Source organism: Shewanella electrica (assembly GCF_022321485.1).
GTDB classification, from domain to species: domain Bacteria; phylum Pseudomonadota; class Gammaproteobacteria; order Enterobacterales; family Shewanellaceae; genus Shewanella; species Shewanella electrica.
Genome location: NZ_JAKOGG010000001.1, coordinates 514,836 through 530,200 on the forward strand (window position 1 = coordinate 514,836; position 15,365 = coordinate 530,200).

Here is a 15,365-nt window from a genome sequence, read left to right on the forward strand (position 1 = left end):
AATGCCAGCTGGACGCTAATGGCTGTTAAAACGTATGTTTGATTCCTATTCTGGGTACCGCTTGTTTTCTCGCCTAGCATTTTACTTGCTAGGCTGCCTGCTACTGGGTTTGCTCACTGGCCACGTTTGGCTAGTGTTCAGTATCGGTGCATCAGTCCTGTTGGTTTGGCACTATCGCCAACTGTTACGCCTCAACCATTGGCTGTGGAAAGATCGCCGACTAACGCCGCCACAGGGCAGTGGTAGTTGGGAAGGTGTGTTTAACGGTATCTATCGCCTGCAAGGCAAAAACCGTAAGCGGGTCAGCCAACTTGCCGGGCTGCTTGGGCGTTTTCGCCAAGGTGCTGAAGCGTTACCCGACGCGGCCGTGGTGTTAGATGCTGCGTTGAATATTGTTTGGTGCAACAAACTGGCGCAACTGATGTTGGGCTTAGTTTGGCCGCAAGATAATGGTCAGCGAGTCGACAACCTTATCCGCCATCCGGATTTTTCAGCCTATCTCAAAAGCGGCCAGTTTGATGAGCCGCTCGCCTTGCCGTCTCCCGTCTCTGAAAAGCGTATGCTGGAGATCCGCCTGATTGCCTATGGCGAACAACAGATGTTGTTGATTGCCCGTGATATTACGCGGGTGCGTCAGTTGGAAGGGATGCGTAAAGACTTTGTCGCTAACGTTTCCCATGAGCTGAAAACGCCGCTCACTGTGCTGCAGGGCTATTTAGAGGTGATGCAGAGCATGGCGGAGCCCGATGACCCAAACCAACGTCCATTAAGCTTGATGCAGCAGCAAGCCAGCCGCATGCAGTCGATGGTGGAGCAGTTGCTGGCGCTGTCGCGTATTGAAGACTCGGCCGAGATCAATCTGGAAAAAGTGGTCGACATGGACAAGTTGTTGTCGATATTACGCTCGGAAGCCCAGGCGTTAGCACGTGATCAATATGAAGTGCAATTTGAGCTTGAGTCACCGCTGAATATTCACGGCGACGAACTACAGCTACGCAGCGCCTGCTCAAATCTGATCTCCAATGCCATTCGCTACACTGAGCCGGGTGGCAAGATTGTGGTGCGCTGGCAGCGAGTTGCCAAAGGCGCCATGTTCAGTGTCACTGACAGCGGGATCGGCATTGCACCGCAACATATCGCTCGCTTAACCGAGCGTTTCTACCGTGTCGATAATGCGCGCTCGCGGCAGACCGGTGGTTCAGGCTTGGGGTTGGCGATTGTTAAACATGCGGTAAACCACCATCACAGTGAGTTAGTGATTGCTAGCACCTTGGGCAAGGGCAGTACCTTTAGCTTTGTTATTCCACAACATTTGATTGTTTAGTTTGTCATTTAACTGTCACTAAAGTGAAATATGAACGACATGCTAACTTTAGATACTGAGCGTCATTTCCGCTGTCATCGCATCAGTTCACGGAGCCTCTATGAAAGTTAACTATTGGTTGAGCGCTATTGCACTTGCTAGCGCCGCATTATTTGCTCATTCAGCTGAGGCCGCGGTCGATCCCAACTTAGCTGAATATCAGAAAGCCAGCGGTGTTTCAGGCAACCTGTCTTCCGTCGGTTCCGACACCTTAGCCAACATGATGACGTTGTGGGCGGAAGAGTTTAAGCGTATTTATCCCAACGTAAATGTGCAGATCCAAGCCGCAGGTTCTTCTACCGCACCGCCAGCCTTGACCGAGGGGACATCGCAGTTTGGTCCCATGAGCCGTGCGATGAAACCTAATGAAGAGGAAGCGTTTGAAAAGCACTACGGCTACAAGCCCACACGTATTCGCGTCGCCATTGACGCGTTGGCGCTGTTTGTGCACAAAGATAATCCGATAAAAGGGCTTACCGTCGCTCAGATTGATGGCATTTTCTCGGCCACCCATAAGTGTAACTCCACCGACATGGTGCGTTGGGGCGATGTTGGTTTAAGCGGTGATTGGGCTGCCAAAGATATTCAACTCTACGGCCGTAACTCGGTATCTGGCACCTATGGCTTCTTTAAAGAGCATGCTTTATGCAAAGGTGATTTTAAAGCCAGTGTTAACGAGCAGCCGGGCAGTGCCTCGGTAGTGCAATCGGTATCACAATCGCTCAATGCTATCGGTTACTCTGGTATCGGCTATAAAACGGCGGGAGTAAAGGCCGTTGCTATTGCTAAAAATGGCGGCCCTTACATTGCCGCTACGCCTGAAAATGCGGTGAGTGGTAAGTACCCACTCGCGCGTTATCTCTATGTGTATGTGAATAAACATCCCAACCAACCGCTGACGCCGATGCAGCGTGAGTTCGTAAAGTTCATGCTGTCGAAACAAGGGCAGATGGTGGTTGAAAAAGACGGCTACGTGTCCTTGCCAGCAAATATTATTGCCAAAGACTTAGCTGAGGCTGGCATCAGTTTATAAGCCGAAGGTATATCAGCTTAAGCTACGCAACAAAAAAAACCTCGCTAGACGAGGTTTTTTGTTGGCTGATATTTGTGGCTAAGACGGCTATGGCATACAAATCCCAAGCGTCCCTAAGACTTGTTCGCACCTTCCTAGTTAAATAGTGCGTCAGCGCGGCTCAGCATGAAATCGATAAACAGTTTCACTTTTAGTGGCTGCTGGCTGCGTTGATGGTGCAAGAGTGAAATGCGGCGTTTTTCGCACTGCCAATCAGGTAACACAATTTGCAGCTTGCCACTGGCGAGTTGCTGGCGCACGAACAGCTCTGGGCCATATAAAATGCCGCCATCACGTTCGGCCGCGATGATGGCGCCGTTCAAATCCGTTAACGTTAACTTTGCTGGCCCATCGTAATAAAAACTATCGCCATTAGGGTGGCGCAACGAAAAGTTATACAGCGGCCAAGCTTTGATGATCTTATGTTGCGCCAGTTGTTGAGGGTGCTGAAGCGGCGTGGCTTGTTGTAAATAACCGGGGGCGGCGACTAGGCGATAATCAAGCACCCCCATCGAGCGTGATATCCACGAAGAATCTGGCTGAGTGCCGCCAACGATAGCAACGTCGATCCCTTCTTCAATCAGATCAAACTCCTCATTGCTTTGTACGATATGCAAGCGAATATCTGGGTAGCGATCACAGAAGTCGTTAATCACGTCAATGAACAGGGCCGTTACGATTGAGATGGGGGCGGAAACGCGCAAGGTGCCTTCCGGCGTTTCTGGCGCGCCATTTAATGCGTCAAACTGCGCAATCAACGCTTGGTACTTTTGAAACAGTGCCAAACCTTCTTCGGTCAGTCGCAGCTTGCGGGTACTGCGCATCAATAACTGCTGATTCATGGTGGTTTCAAGCTTAGCTAACTTACGACTCACCGTAGCAACTGGCATATCCAGCTCTTTGGCCGCACCGGAAAAACTGCCGACGTTGACGAGGTGTACAAAAAGATAAATTAACTGAAATTCAGCCGCTTGGTGGCTTTGCATGGCGTGGTTCACTTCTGTCATAAGGCCCGCGCATATCTTAGTATAAATGCACTCGATTAGGCGATGTTGCAGGTGAACTATTGCCAGATAACGTATGCATGACAAATTTTTAAACAGCATATTTACTGTATAAAAAATCAGTATATACTGTTCATCAATACAGTGGTTTTAGGAGCGGTTATGCTTTGCCAACTCAGTGTTACCAATTACGCTATTGTCCGCTTTTTAGAGCTTGAATTTCGAGCGGGCATGACCACCATCACCGGTGAAACCGGTGCGGGTAAATCCATCGCAATTGATGCATTAGGTTTATGTTTAGGTAATCGTGCTGATGCAGCTTCTGTGCGCCCAGGCGCCGATAAAGCTGAAGTCAGCGCACGCTTTTCTTTGAGCGATGTGCCGTTGGCGAAGCGCTGGTTAGAAGACAACGACCTCGAGTTGGATGACGAATGTATTCTACGTCGTACCGTTGCCGCAGATGGTCGCTCGCGGGCATACATCAATGGTAACCCGGTGCCGATTACCCAGCTTAAATTGTTGGGAGCATTGCTAATTGGTATTCATGGGCAACATGCGCACCACGCCTTGCTACGAGCAGACCAACAACTGGTGCTGCTGGACAGTTACGCGGGGCACCAATTGCTGTTGGATGCAGTGGTTAAAAGCTATCACAATCTGCGCCACGCGGAACAACAACTGCGCGAGTTGGAGCAAACTGCACAAGAGCGCCAAGCGCGGCGTCAGCTGCTGAGCTATCAAGTTGAGGAACTCAATGACTTTGACTTAGGCGAGCAGGAGTTTGTCGAGTTAGAGAACGAGCATAAGCGTTTGGCGAATAGCACGGCTTTGGCTGAATGCTTACAAGCTAGCATGTTGATGCTGAGTGAGGATGATGAAGCCAACATTGAGTCACTCCTCAATCGCGTGATCTCTATGGCCGACGAGCTAGTGAGTTACGATGACAAATTGAGTTCGGTCAATACCATGCTCAATGAAGCGCTGATCCAAGTGCAAGAGAGTCGTAGCGAACTACAGCATTACGCGGATAACTTGGAGATGGACCCTGAGTATTTTGCCCAGTTGGAGTCGCGGCTATCCAAAGTGATGCAACTGAGCCGTAAGCATCACGTCACGCCAAATGAACTGTATCAGCATCACCAGAGTTTGTTGGCTGAGCTTAACTCGCTCGACTCCAACGACGAAATGGTTGAAGCGCTGCAAGCGCAGGTGCAGCAATACCAAGAGGCGTATCAACAAGCAGCACAGAAACTGAGCAGTAGTCGCCAACGCTACGCCAAAGTGCTTGATAAGTTAGTCACTGAGTCGATTCGTGAGCTCAACATGCCTAAGGCTAAATTTACCATTGAGGTAAATTTCAACGAGCAGACGATGTCATTGCACGGCAGTGATAGTGTGGACTTTAAAGTAAGTACTAACCCCGGCCAGCCATTGGACAGCTTGTCAAAAGTGGCGTCAGGTGGTGAGTTGTCACGCATTGGTTTAGGTATTCAAGTGATCACCTCGCAAAAAGTGGCCACGCCAACGCTGATTTTTGACGAAGTGGATGTGGGGATTTCCGGCCCGACAGCCGCTGTAGTGGGCCGGATGTTGCGTCAGCTCGGTTCAACCACCCAAGTGATGTGTGTGACTCACTTGCCGCAAGTGGCCGGTAACGGACATCAACAGATGTTTGTTGCCAAGCAGAGCAAAGGTGGTATGACCGAGACCTCAATGGTGCCATTGAACCGTGAGCAACGGATTGAAGAGTTAGCGCGCTTGCTTGGCGGCGATACCATTACCAGTAACACCTTGGCGAATGCCCGCGAATTGCTTGCTGAATAGATAGAGGACGTTGATCTTTCGTGTTTTATTAAGGTCAGCAACTGCTAAAAGTAAGGGCCACGTTTGTGGCCCTTATGGTTTTCATCTCTTCGTCATTAGTACTGCGGCGAATGGGTCTGTAACCATCATTACAAGTTAGCTGCGGTACGAATCGTCTTAATTAGTAACAGTAACTACTCGGCGCTGTCGCTCAAACTGATACCAATGTTAGACACGCCATCTTGCACAATCTCTTTGCGCAACGCCTTGATAAAGTCAGCGCTTGGCTCAGGATTATCCTCGATGAGTTCCAGCAACGATGCTTGTAATTCACGTTCTTGCTGCATCATCGGGTGGGCATATACCGCCTCATCTAAAGCGGCCTCATCGGTGAAATCATCACCGATTAATGCTTCAACATAGTTGGCAACCGTGGCTGAAGAGAGTTTCGAGATATTGGTAATATCATCTTCAATCTTACTTTCTAGTGCGCCTAAGTAGCTAGATAACGCCACCACGGCATCTAGCGCGGGATAGACACCGTACACATCAAAGTCTTCAGGCTCTGGCGTGTTCTCTTCTAGCTTGTTGATCTGCGCCTCTAAATTCAGCTTGAGCTTGTTGTCGTACAGTGACTGCCACAGCAACTGCTGCAAGGTGTCGAGCACTGAGGCATTACCAAATTCGCATACTTCGGCAAACAGTTGGTAATTGGGCTGCATACGTTGACACAGGGCCACCGCAAATAACTTCTTTTGCTGTAGGCTTAAGGCCTTTAAGCGTTTAAAAAAACCGGGTTTGGTCATGAATTAATCCGTATGGTGAGCGGCAATAATCTCAATGGCTGCGGATTCTACCTTAGTTAGCTCATCAAGTAACTCTAGTACTTCAGGTTCTAGCTCATCGAGCGGTTGTGCGTGCTTGAGTCCCGTCTCTATGGTTTGACATAGCTTTTGTAGATCCGGTACGCCAGAGTAGCAACAAGCGCCATGCAGTTTGTGCACGGTTTTGAGCATAACTTCATGGTCATGCCGTTCAAGTGCTTGTTCAATCGTCGTGTGGGTTTCAGGGATTGAGTCGTGCAGCATTTGCAACATCTCTATCGCCAGTGACTCATTGTTATTGGCCTGCACTAAACACATGGCCCAATTCACACTGCTTTGTGGCTGATGTTGAATCGCGGTGCTATCGCCCACATGCCAGCGACTCAGAATACTCTTTAAGGCAACTTCATCGATGGGCTTGGGTAGATAACCGTCCATGCCACTGCTGAGAATACGGTCCCGCTCTTCTTGAATCGTATGAGCGGTCACAGCAATGATTGGCGTGTTAACGTTTGGGCCGTTAGCGCGGATTTGAGCCGTGGCGTTGATACCATCAACGCCAGGCATCTGAATATCCATAAAAATCAAATCAAAAGGCTGTTGAGCGCAGAGTTCAATCGCCTGTTCACCGTTTTTGGCCGTGCTGACATTGGTCACTAATTCATGCAGCACGGTGTCGATGAGTTTCAAGTTGGCATAGTTGTCATCAACCGCTAGCACCGACATATTGATTGGGGCATTACTGCTGGTATTAATTTGTTCCTCACATGGCAGTTCTGTCGGCGTTTCCAACAGGCGTTTTGCCATCTGCGCCTCGCTGACAGGAGTTTGAATCACAATATCCACGATAGGGCGAATGACACTGTTAAGCACTTGCTGATTGCCGCAATCAAATAACGCAACCAAGGCTTCTGTATGTTGTTTGGCTTGTTTCAGTACTGCGTCAATGTGTGTTGGCGAATCAAAGCCGTGGCAGCTCAACAGAATGTAGTGATAGTGTTTACCACTGGCCAAAATTGCTTGTAGCTGATTGATGTCTTCGGCGACGTGCAGCAACATTTCCCAACGGCGCAAACGTTTCTGCAACACATTGCGTGACAGTTCGCGCGGTTCATACAACAACACACTTTTATCTTTCAAGCGTGCCACTGGCTGCTTCACATCCAGTTGAAATTGACTGAGTTTCAAGCTCAAAGTGAACCAGAAGGTTGAGCCTTCACCAGTACGCGAGGTAAAACCGATCTGGCCACCGAGTTGGTCCACCAGACGTTTGGTGATCACCAACCCTAGACCGGTGCCACCAAATCGGCGTGAGATACTGGAATCCGCTTGGCCAAAGGCTTGGAACAGGACATCTTGCTGCGATTCATCAATGCCGACGCCGGTGTCTTCCACTTCGCAATGCAGTTCCACCTCGTCGTCACACTGTTGATTGACCACCATGCGTAACATCACACTGCCTTCGTCGGTAAACTTAACTGCGTTACCAACGAGGTTCGTCAGAATTTGATTGAGACGTTTGCTGTCACCGTTGATGTTATCGGGTACATCTGGCGCCACATCAACGACCAACTCAAGCTGCTTCTCTTGCGCGGCAGGGGAGAGGATTTTCAGCGTTTCATCAACACATTCGCGTAGTGAAAACGGCATGTTTTCAAAGGTCATGCGACCGGCTTCTAACTTAGAGAAATCGAGAATGTCGTTAATAATCGTCAGCAAATTACTGGCGCTTTTCTCAATCGTTTCGATGTAATCACGTTGGCTGTCTTGCAACGAGGTTTTCATTAACTGCCGCGCAAAACCTATTACACCATTGAGTGGTGTGCGCAGTTCGTGCGACATGTTGGCCAAAAATTCGGACTTGATGCGACTGGCTTCCAGCGCCCGTTTTTTAGCAAGGTCTAGCTCAACGTTTTGGATCTCAATCTGCTCCAGCGTCTCGCGTAAATCTGAGGTGGCTTGGTCAATATTCTGCTGCATCTCATCGTGATATTCCGACAGCGAGCCGGCCATCGCGTTAATGCCGCGCTTGAGCAGATCAAGTTCACCGATGAGGTTTTCTTGTAGCCGCGTATCCAATTTGCCTTCGCGGATTTTTGCCACCGCTCGTACCATGTCGGTAATCGGTTGGGTGACGTTTTTCACCAGTCGAAAGGTAAATAGTAAGTTGAGTTGCACCCCAATCAGTACAATGATCACCGCGGCCATGGCGGCGCGATGCTGCTCCAACAGCGCTTTCTCTTTGTTGAGGAGTAACGCCGCGTAGCCTATTGGTTTCCCTGCATGCGGTTCGCCCACCACATCATCCAGTGCTAATAAGCTGGTTACCGCGTAAATCGGCGTGCGTACTACTAAACTATCGCCTACTGGGTCAAATTGGGTTTGCTGAAGCGAGCCAAGTTCGCCCGACAAACGCATTAATTCAAAATCTTTATGGTAGTGCGAGGTGACGAACAACTGGTTATCACCATCAAAAATGGCGATTGATTTTACTAATGTGGATTTATTGAGTTGCGCGGCGGCGAGTAAACGTTTGGCGGCTTCACGATTGTTGTTGGCGAGATCGGTGGCGCTGGCGATGGCTAACGGTTCGAGAATATTGCTGCCTTGCTCTTTGAGGGTATCTTCCAGTTCATAAAAGCGATTTATGGTAAAGTAGCTGCCAAGTAACACCCCAACGAGAATCGTCGGAGCCAAAGCCAGCATCAACACCCATGAGCGCAGGCTGTACTTGGTCAAATTGCCGGTGCTTTTCATGAAATTATTCGGGTCCGGGACTGAAAGATAAAATCTGCCGTATAGACTGCCAGATTAAACAGGGCGATTGCCAGTAAATTATAGAGAACGAGAGCTGCATGGCGCAATTTTTTAGAGAAAAACCAAATAGATCCTCTAGTAAACCGCAGAACGTGAGTTTGACAATTCAGTCACTCGATCACTTAGCGCAGGGGATTGGTCAGTTACAAGGTAAAGTGGTGTTTGTGCCCGGCGCTTTACCGACAGAACGCGTAAAAGTGGCGATTACAGAGAATAAAAAGCAGTTTGCCAAGGCAAAATTAATCCAACTAGAAAGCCGTAGTGAACAACGAGTGGACGCCGAGTGCCCGCACTATCAACGCTGTGGCGGCTGCGATTTTCAACATCTGCCGCATGCCGAGCAAAACAGCCACAAACGTGCAACATTAACCAATTTATTTCACAAACTGGCGCCAGAAACTAAGCTACCAGCAGTCGATGAGGTGCTGTCCTCGCCGTGGCTGTTTCGTCGTAAAGCGCGTTTGAGTAGCTGGTACGACAAAGCGAGCAAAGGTTTTACTCTTGGTTTTCGCGGGCGCGAGAGTCACAAGGTGGTTGCCATCGACCAGTGTCCGGTATTGGACGCCAGCTTGAGTGCCTTGATCAAACCAGTAGCGGCGACGTTGGGCAAACTGCAAGGTGTTGCGGCGCTAGGGCACGTGGAACTCATTGCCACGCAACAACAGCCAATGGTGGTGATCCGCGTAGTGCAAACCTTGTCAGACAAAGATAAAGCCAAGCTGGTAGAACTGGCGCAACGGCTTGACTGTGCCATGGTGTTAGAACATGCCGATGAGCAATGGGAATACCTGCAAGGTGAACGACCATATTATGCGTTGCAGTTGGCAAATGGGCCGTTGGCGCTGCATTTCAATCCCGGTAACTTTATTCAGGTGAACGGTGGTGTGAATAACGCCATGGTCAATCGCGCTGTAGAGTGGTTATCTCCAGCCGCTGGCGATAAGGTGTTGGACTTATTCTGTGGCATGGGCAACTTCAGCTTGGCGCTAGCGGCTACCGGTGCACAAGTGATCGGTGTTGAAGGCGTGCCTAATCTGGTCGAGCTTGCCAAAGACAACGCACGGGCGGCCAACTTAGCGAATGTGGAATTTTTCTGTAGCGATTTGAATGAACCATTGGATAAAGCCCCTTGGTTTGGCAAAGTCGACAAACTGTTATTGGATCCATCGCGCGCTGGAGCATTTGAGGCGTTGGCATATTTAGCGAAACTATCGCCGACTCAGGTAGTCTACGTCTCTTGTAATCCGCTGAGTTTAGCGCGTGATAGCCAACAATTATTAAAACAAGGCTACCAACTGGAGAAATTGTCAGTGCTCGATATGTTCCCACAAACACATCATATCGAAGCAATGGCCTTATTTGTTCGTAAATAATTTGGTGCGCAAATAAGCAGCAGATGCGATTGATACTTTTAGCAAACTGCATTGTACATTTGACATCTTCGGCCTAATACCGAAGATAGATAGCACTGTGCCACGCTTGGCTCATTTAAGGGAAGAAACCATGGTATCTGTTCGAGAAGCACACTTTCAGGACGCAGATTTTAATCTGGATGAGTGGGTTTGCCGTCACATCACTCAAAAAGACGAGGCGGAACAACTGAAGGCGCTGTTCCAGCGAATGGATACTCTTCCGCTTGGTGATTGCGAGTTGACGCAACACGAACTGCAAGCCAAGGCGCGTGAGATGATTGAGATCCTTTCGCCACTCAATATGGACATCGATACCATGTTAGCGGCGTTGCTGTTTGTTTATCTCGATGCGGGCGTGATTGACGAAGACTCCATCGAAGAGAACTATGGCAACTCGTTGGCAACCTTAGTGCATAGCGCCAAAACCATGGAAGCAATCGGCTCCTTAAAGGTGAATTACGAAAGCCGTGATGAAGCCGAACCGCAGATCGACAAGATCCGTAAAATGCTGTTGGCGATGGTAGAAGATGTGCGTGCGGTGGTGATTAAACTGGCCGAGCGCGTGTATCTGCTGCGCGCGGTTAAAAATGCCGATGAGGAAACCCGCGTCTTGCTGGCACGCGAAATCTCTGATGTTTACGCGCCGCTGGCCAACCGTTTAGGGATTGGTCAATTAAAGTGGGAGCTAGAAGATATCGCGTTTCGTTATCTGCACCCCGCGACCTATAAAGACATCGCGCACCAGCTGGATGGCAAACGTCTTGACCGCGAAACCTTTATCGATAACTTTGTTAAGCAGTTGCAACAGCGCTTAGATGAAGAGCAGATCAAAGCTAAGGTCTACGGCCGACCGAAACATATCTATTCTATTTGGCGCAAAATGCGCGGTAAACAACTGAAATTTGATGAGTTGTTTGACGTGCGTGCGGTACGGGTGGTCACTGAACGCCTGCAAGATTGTTACGGCGCATTAGGCGTGGTGCACACCATGTGGCACCACATTCCACGCGAGTTTGACGATTACATTGCCAACCCTAAACCCAATGGCTACCAGTCGATTCACACTGTGGTGGTTGGGCCAGAAGGGAAAACCGTCGAGATCCAAATCCGTACTCAGCAGATGCATGAAGATGCTGAACTGGGGGTCGCTGCTCACTGGAAATATAAAGAGGGCAACGTTAGCGGCAAACAGTCGGGTTACGAAGAAAAGATCAATTGGCTGCGTAAAATTCTGCAATGGCAGGAAGACGTGGCCGAAAGCGGCAACTTGGTGGAAGAGATCCGCAGCCAAGTGTTTGAAGATCGCGCCTATGTGTTTACTCCAAGTGGCGAAGTGGTCGACTTGCCAATGGGCTCGACCGTATTGGATTTTGCCTACTACATTCACTCGCAAGTGGGGCACCGTTGTATTGGCGCCAAAGTGGACGGCCGTATTGTGCCGTTTACATACCAAGTACAGACTGGCGAGCGGGTGGAAATCATCACCTCGAAAACCCCCAATCCGAAGCGCGATTGGCTCAATCCAAACATGGGCTACATCAAAACATCGCGTGCGCGCAGCAAGATCCAACATTGGCTGAAACAGCAAGACCGCGACAAAAACTTGGTTGCCGGTCGTGAAATGTTGGATGCCGAATTGTCTCGCGTTGGCTTGAACTTAAAAGACGCCATCGTGGCGGCCGATAAGTTCAACATGGGCTCAATGGACGACTTGTTAGCGGCGATTGGCGGCGGTGATGTGCGCTTGAACCAAGTGGTTAACTATGTTCAAAGCAAGTTACGTCATGACGAACCCGACGAAGCGGAAGCTATCGACGAACTGGTCAAGAAGGGCAGCCAAAAACCATCGTCCAATAATAAAGACCGCATCGAAGTCAATGGTGTGGGTAACTTGATGAGCCATCTGGCGCGTTGTTGCCAACCGGTTCCGGGCGACGAAATCTTCGGCTTTATCACCAAAGGACGTGGCATTTCCGTGCACCGTGCCGATTGTGAGCAAGTGAAAGAGTTGATGCGGGCGCACCCAGAGCGTGTGGTGGATGTCGTCTGGGGGGAAAACTACTCCGGCGGTTACAAGGTGCGTTTGCGCGTATTGGCCAACGACCGTACCGGCTTGCTGCGTGACTTAACTTCGGTGCTGGCAGCGGAGAAATCTAACGTGCTGGCAATGAACACCTCTTCTGATCTGAAAAATCAAACCGCTACGATTGAGTTGGAGATGGAGATGTACAACGTTGAAGGCTTATCACGAGTCATCTCTAAACTGACCCAAGTGGATGGTGTGGTCGAGGCACGTCGCCTGTAATTTAAGATGGAATCAATGACTCAACAGCAATACCAACTTGATGACCTGCTGCGCATTATGACGCAGCTGCGTCATCCCGAACACGGCTGCCCGTGGGACAAACAACAAACTTTTGCTTCTATCGTACCGTTCACCCTTGAAGAAGCCTACGAAGTGGCCGATGCCATCGCCAATGATGATTGGCAGGAACTGCCGTCAGAATTGGGCGATTTGCTGTTTCAAGTGGTGTTTTATGCGGAACTTGGCCGTGAGCAACAACAGTTTGATTTTGCTGAGGTAGTGAACCGTATCTGCCATAAGCTCGTCAGCCGTCACCCGCATGTGTTTGGTGAGCTAGCCGATGCATCGTTATCCGAGCAGCAGCTCAAAGACAATTGGGAACAGCAAAAAGCGTTAGAGCGGGCCGCGCGTGAACAAACGTCAATTTTGGCGGACATTCCCAAAGCCTTACCGTCACTGGCGCGCGCGGTGAAAATTCAAAAGCGAGTGGCGCGGGTTGGATTTGATTGGGATGAGCTTGGCCCGGTGCTCGATAAAGTGCATGAAGAGCTAGAAGAGGTGCTCGCGGAAGTTGAACCTGAGCCGCCAGCCTCTGCCGCATTGCAAGAAGAAGTGGGAGATCTGCTGTTTGCCGTCGCTAATTTAGCGAGACACTTAGGCGTGAACCCTGAAGCGGCGTTGCAAGGGGCAAATCGTAAATTTGAGCGACGTTTTCGCGGTGTAGAGCAGCGTGTGGCTGCGTCTGGCAAAGCCTTTAGTGAACACAGTTTGGCAAGTTTGGATAGGTTTTGGGACGATGTAAAACGTTTAGAAGCTAAGTAATTACGCCATACTCCTCAGATCTCTCCTATTTTATGCAGTTTGCCGTTTGGTAAATTGCATCGGCTTTGTTATACTGTCGCCCCGTCCTGGCGCTCTTTTCCAGCGCTGAATTCTCACTCGTTTTTCTCAGGCTCAGCATGACAACTAGGTATATTTTCGTAACAGGTGGTGTTGTTTCATCACTTGGTAAAGGTATTGCAGCAGCGTCTTTGGCTGCCATTCTTGAAGCTCGTGGTCTTAACGTGACCATCATGAAGCTGGATCCGTACATCAACGTTGATCCAGGTACCATGAGCCCAATTCAACATGGTGAAGTGTTTGTGACTGAGGACGGCGCAGAGACAGACCTTGACCTCGGCCACTACGAACGTTTCATCCGTAACAAGATGAGCCGTCGTAACAACTTCACTACCGGTCGTATCTACGAAGAAGTACTGCGTAAAGAACGTCGTGGTGATTACTTAGGTGCCACCATTCAGGTGATTCCACACATCACTAACGCCATCAAAGAGAAAGTGCTTGAAGGCGGCGAAGGCCGTGATGTGGCGATTGTTGAGATCGGCGGTACTGTGGGCGACATTGAATCGCTGCCATTCCTTGAATCTATCCGTCAGTTGGCGGTAGAACTGGGCCGTGATCGTAGCTTGTTTATGCACCTGACCTTGGTGCCATTTATTGGCCCAGCGCAAGAAGTGAAAACAAAGCCTACTCAGCACTCAGTGAAAGAGCTGCGTTCTATCGGTATTGCGCCAGATGTACTGATCTGCCGTGGTGACCGTGCGATTCCAGCGACTGAACGTGCCAAGATTTCGCTGTTCTGTAACGTTGAAGAAAAAGCGGTTATCTCACTGCGTGACGTTGACTCTATCTACAAGATCCCAGCACTGCTGCGTTCACAAGGTTTGGACGAATTAGTGGTTAAGCGCTTCGGCATTGAATGTGAAGAAGCCGATCTGTCTGAATGGGAAAACGTGATTTACCAAGAAGCTAATCCAAATGGTGAAGTGACCATTGGTATGGTGGGTAAATACACTGAATTGCCAGATGCTTATAAGTCAGTGAACGAAGCACTGAAACATGCAGGTATCAAAACCCGTACTTCAGTACATATCAAATACATCGACTCACAAACCGTTGAAGCTAAAGGCGTAGAAGTATTAGAAGGCCTTGATGGCATTCTGGTACCTGGCGGCTTCGGTGAGCGTGGAGTTGAAGGCAAGATCATGGCGGCGCAATATGCCCGTGAAAACAACCTGCCTTACTTTGGTATCTGTTTAGGTATGCAAGTGGCGCTGATCGAATTTGCCCGTCATGTTGCTGGCCTTGAAGGTGCGCACTCCACAGAATTCAAGCAAGATACGCCGCACCCAGTGGTTGGTTTGATCACTGAGTGGATTGACGAAGATGGTCAAGTTGAACATCGTACTGAGAAATCAGATTTGGGCGGTACTATGCGTCTAGGTGCGCAACTGTGTCACCTGAAAGCAGGCACCAAAGCGGCCACGGCTTACGGCAGCGAAACCTGTATCGAACGTCACCGTCACCGTTATGAAGTGAACAATACTTATGTTGAACGCCTCGAAAAAGCGGGCTTGATCTTCAGCGGCCTGTCATCTGACCGTAAATTGGTTGAGATGATTGAACTGCCAAACCACCCATGGTTTGTGGCAGGCCAGTTCCATCCGGAGTTCACCTCCACGCCACGTGATGGTCACCCACTGTTTGAAGGGTTTGTTAGCGCCGCTAACAGTTACCAAAAACAGAAATTAGGGTAAGATAGGAAAAGCCGGACTGCGAAGCAGCTCCGGCTTTTTTATCAAAAGGACTGTCATTATTAGCAGGAAAGATATTATCATATTATAAGACTTGTAGATTGAGGCGACGAAAAGCCGATACCCATATAAAAGCGGTATATGGGTATGGCTTTTTTCTTTCAAACTTAA

Annotated in this window: 10 protein-coding genes; 7 read left to right on the plus strand and 3 right to left on the minus strand. The window is 49.5% G+C overall.

The window, feature by feature from the left end:
* The first annotated feature begins 34 nt into the window (after positions 1 to 34).
* Both phoR and L9G74_RS02435 read left to right on the plus strand, forming a co-directional pair.
* A complete protein-coding gene (gene phoR, locus L9G74_RS02430) occupies positions 35 to 1,324 on the plus strand; it encodes a phosphate regulon sensor histidine kinase PhoR (RefSeq protein WP_238894680.1) in 1,290 nt (429 codons plus the stop codon).
* A gap of 100 nt (positions 1,325 to 1,424) precedes the next feature.
* Complete coding sequence (locus tag L9G74_RS02435) at positions 1,425 to 2,396, plus strand: PstS family phosphate ABC transporter substrate-binding protein (protein WP_238894681.1); 972 nt, start codon at positions 1,425 to 1,427, stop codon at positions 2,394 to 2,396.
* 134 nt (positions 2,397 to 2,530) lie between these two features.
* Here L9G74_RS02435 and L9G74_RS02440 read toward each other — a convergent pair whose 3' ends face one another.
* Entirely contained in the window at positions 2,531 to 3,421 is an 891-nt protein-coding gene (locus L9G74_RS02440) for a LysR family transcriptional regulator (RefSeq protein WP_238894722.1), read from the minus strand.
* Positions 3,422 to 3,601: 180 nt separating this feature from the next.
* On the opposite strand from L9G74_RS02440, the gene recN reads away from it, so the two are divergent.
* Positions 3,602 to 5,263, plus strand: a complete 1,662-nt coding sequence (gene recN, locus L9G74_RS02445; protein ID WP_238894682.1) for a DNA repair protein RecN — start codon at positions 3,602 to 3,604, stop codon at positions 5,261 to 5,263.
* Between the two features lie 173 nt (positions 5,264 to 5,436).
* Here recN and L9G74_RS02450 read toward each other — a convergent pair whose 3' ends face one another.
* Together L9G74_RS02450 and barA are read right to left on the minus strand one after the other, a co-directional pair.
* A complete protein-coding gene (locus tag L9G74_RS02450) occupies positions 5,437 to 6,048 on the minus strand; it encodes a YjaG family protein (protein ID WP_238894683.1) in 612 nt (203 codons plus the stop codon).
* Positions 6,049 to 6,051: 3 nt separating this feature from the next.
* Positions 6,052 to 8,823, minus strand: a complete 2,772-nt coding sequence (gene barA, locus L9G74_RS02455; protein ID WP_238894684.1) for a two-component sensor histidine kinase BarA — start codon at positions 8,821 to 8,823, stop codon at positions 6,052 to 6,054.
* A 98-nt stretch (positions 8,824 to 8,921) separates the two neighbouring features.
* On the opposite strand from barA, the gene rlmD reads away from it, so the two are divergent.
* The 4 genes from rlmD to pyrG all read left to right on the plus strand — a co-directional run bounded on the left by rlmD (position 8,922) and on the right by pyrG (position 15,197).
* Complete coding sequence (gene rlmD, locus L9G74_RS02460; RefSeq protein ID WP_238894685.1) at positions 8,922 to 10,256, plus strand: 23S rRNA (uracil(1939)-C(5))-methyltransferase RlmD; 1,335 nt, start codon at positions 8,922 to 8,924, stop codon at positions 10,254 to 10,256.
* Positions 10,257 to 10,386: 130 nt separating this feature from the next.
* Positions 10,387 to 12,600 carry a GTP diphosphokinase gene (gene relA / locus L9G74_RS02465; RefSeq protein WP_238894686.1) on the plus strand — a complete coding sequence of 738 codons (2,214 nt, stop codon included), beginning with the start codon at positions 10,387 to 10,389 and terminating at the stop codon, positions 12,598 to 12,600.
* A 15-nt stretch (positions 12,601 to 12,615) separates the two neighbouring features.
* The gene (mazG, locus tag L9G74_RS02470; protein WP_438944540.1) at positions 12,616 to 13,422 is read left to right on the plus strand and encodes a nucleoside triphosphate pyrophosphohydrolase; all 807 of its coding nucleotides are present in this window, start codon (positions 12,616 to 12,618) and stop codon (positions 13,420 to 13,422) included.
* 137 nt (positions 13,423 to 13,559) lie between these two features.
* A complete protein-coding gene (gene pyrG / locus L9G74_RS02475; protein ID WP_238894688.1) occupies positions 13,560 to 15,197 on the plus strand; it encodes a CTP synthase in 1,638 nt (545 codons plus the stop codon).
* The last annotated feature ends 168 nt before the right edge of the window (positions 15,198 to 15,365 follow it).

What these genes read in the sequence shown, in the direction of transcription:
- mazG (WP_438944540.1), top strand. Translation starts at nt 12,616, where the DNA reads ATGACTCAACAGCAATACCAACTTGATGACCTGCTGCGCATTATGACG.
- recN (WP_238894682.1), top strand. Translation starts at nt 3,602, where the DNA reads ATGCTTTGCCAACTCAGTGTTACCAATTACGCTATTGTCCGCTTTTTA.
- barA (WP_238894684.1), bottom strand. Translation starts at nt 8,823, where the DNA reads ATGAAAAGCACCGGCAATTTGACCAAGTACAGCCTGCGCTCATGGGTG.
- phoR (WP_238894680.1), top strand. Translation starts at nt 35, where the DNA reads ATGTTTGATTCCTATTCTGGGTACCGCTTGTTTTCTCGCCTAGCATTT.
- relA (WP_238894686.1), top strand. Translation starts at nt 10,387, where the DNA reads ATGGTATCTGTTCGAGAAGCACACTTTCAGGACGCAGATTTTAATCTG.
- pyrG (WP_238894688.1), top strand. Translation starts at nt 13,560, where the DNA reads ATGACAACTAGGTATATTTTCGTAACAGGTGGTGTTGTTTCATCACTT.
- L9G74_RS02440 (WP_238894722.1), bottom strand. Translation starts at nt 3,421, where the DNA reads ATGCAAAGCCACCAAGCGGCTGAATTTCAGTTAATTTATCTTTTTGTA.
- rlmD (WP_238894685.1), top strand. Translation starts at nt 8,922, where the DNA reads ATGGCGCAATTTTTTAGAGAAAAACCAAATAGATCCTCTAGTAAACCG.
- L9G74_RS02450 (WP_238894683.1), bottom strand. Translation starts at nt 6,048, where the DNA reads ATGACCAAACCCGGTTTTTTTAAACGCTTAAAGGCCTTAAGCCTACAG.
- L9G74_RS02435 (WP_238894681.1), top strand. Translation starts at nt 1,425, where the DNA reads ATGAAAGTTAACTATTGGTTGAGCGCTATTGCACTTGCTAGCGCCGCA.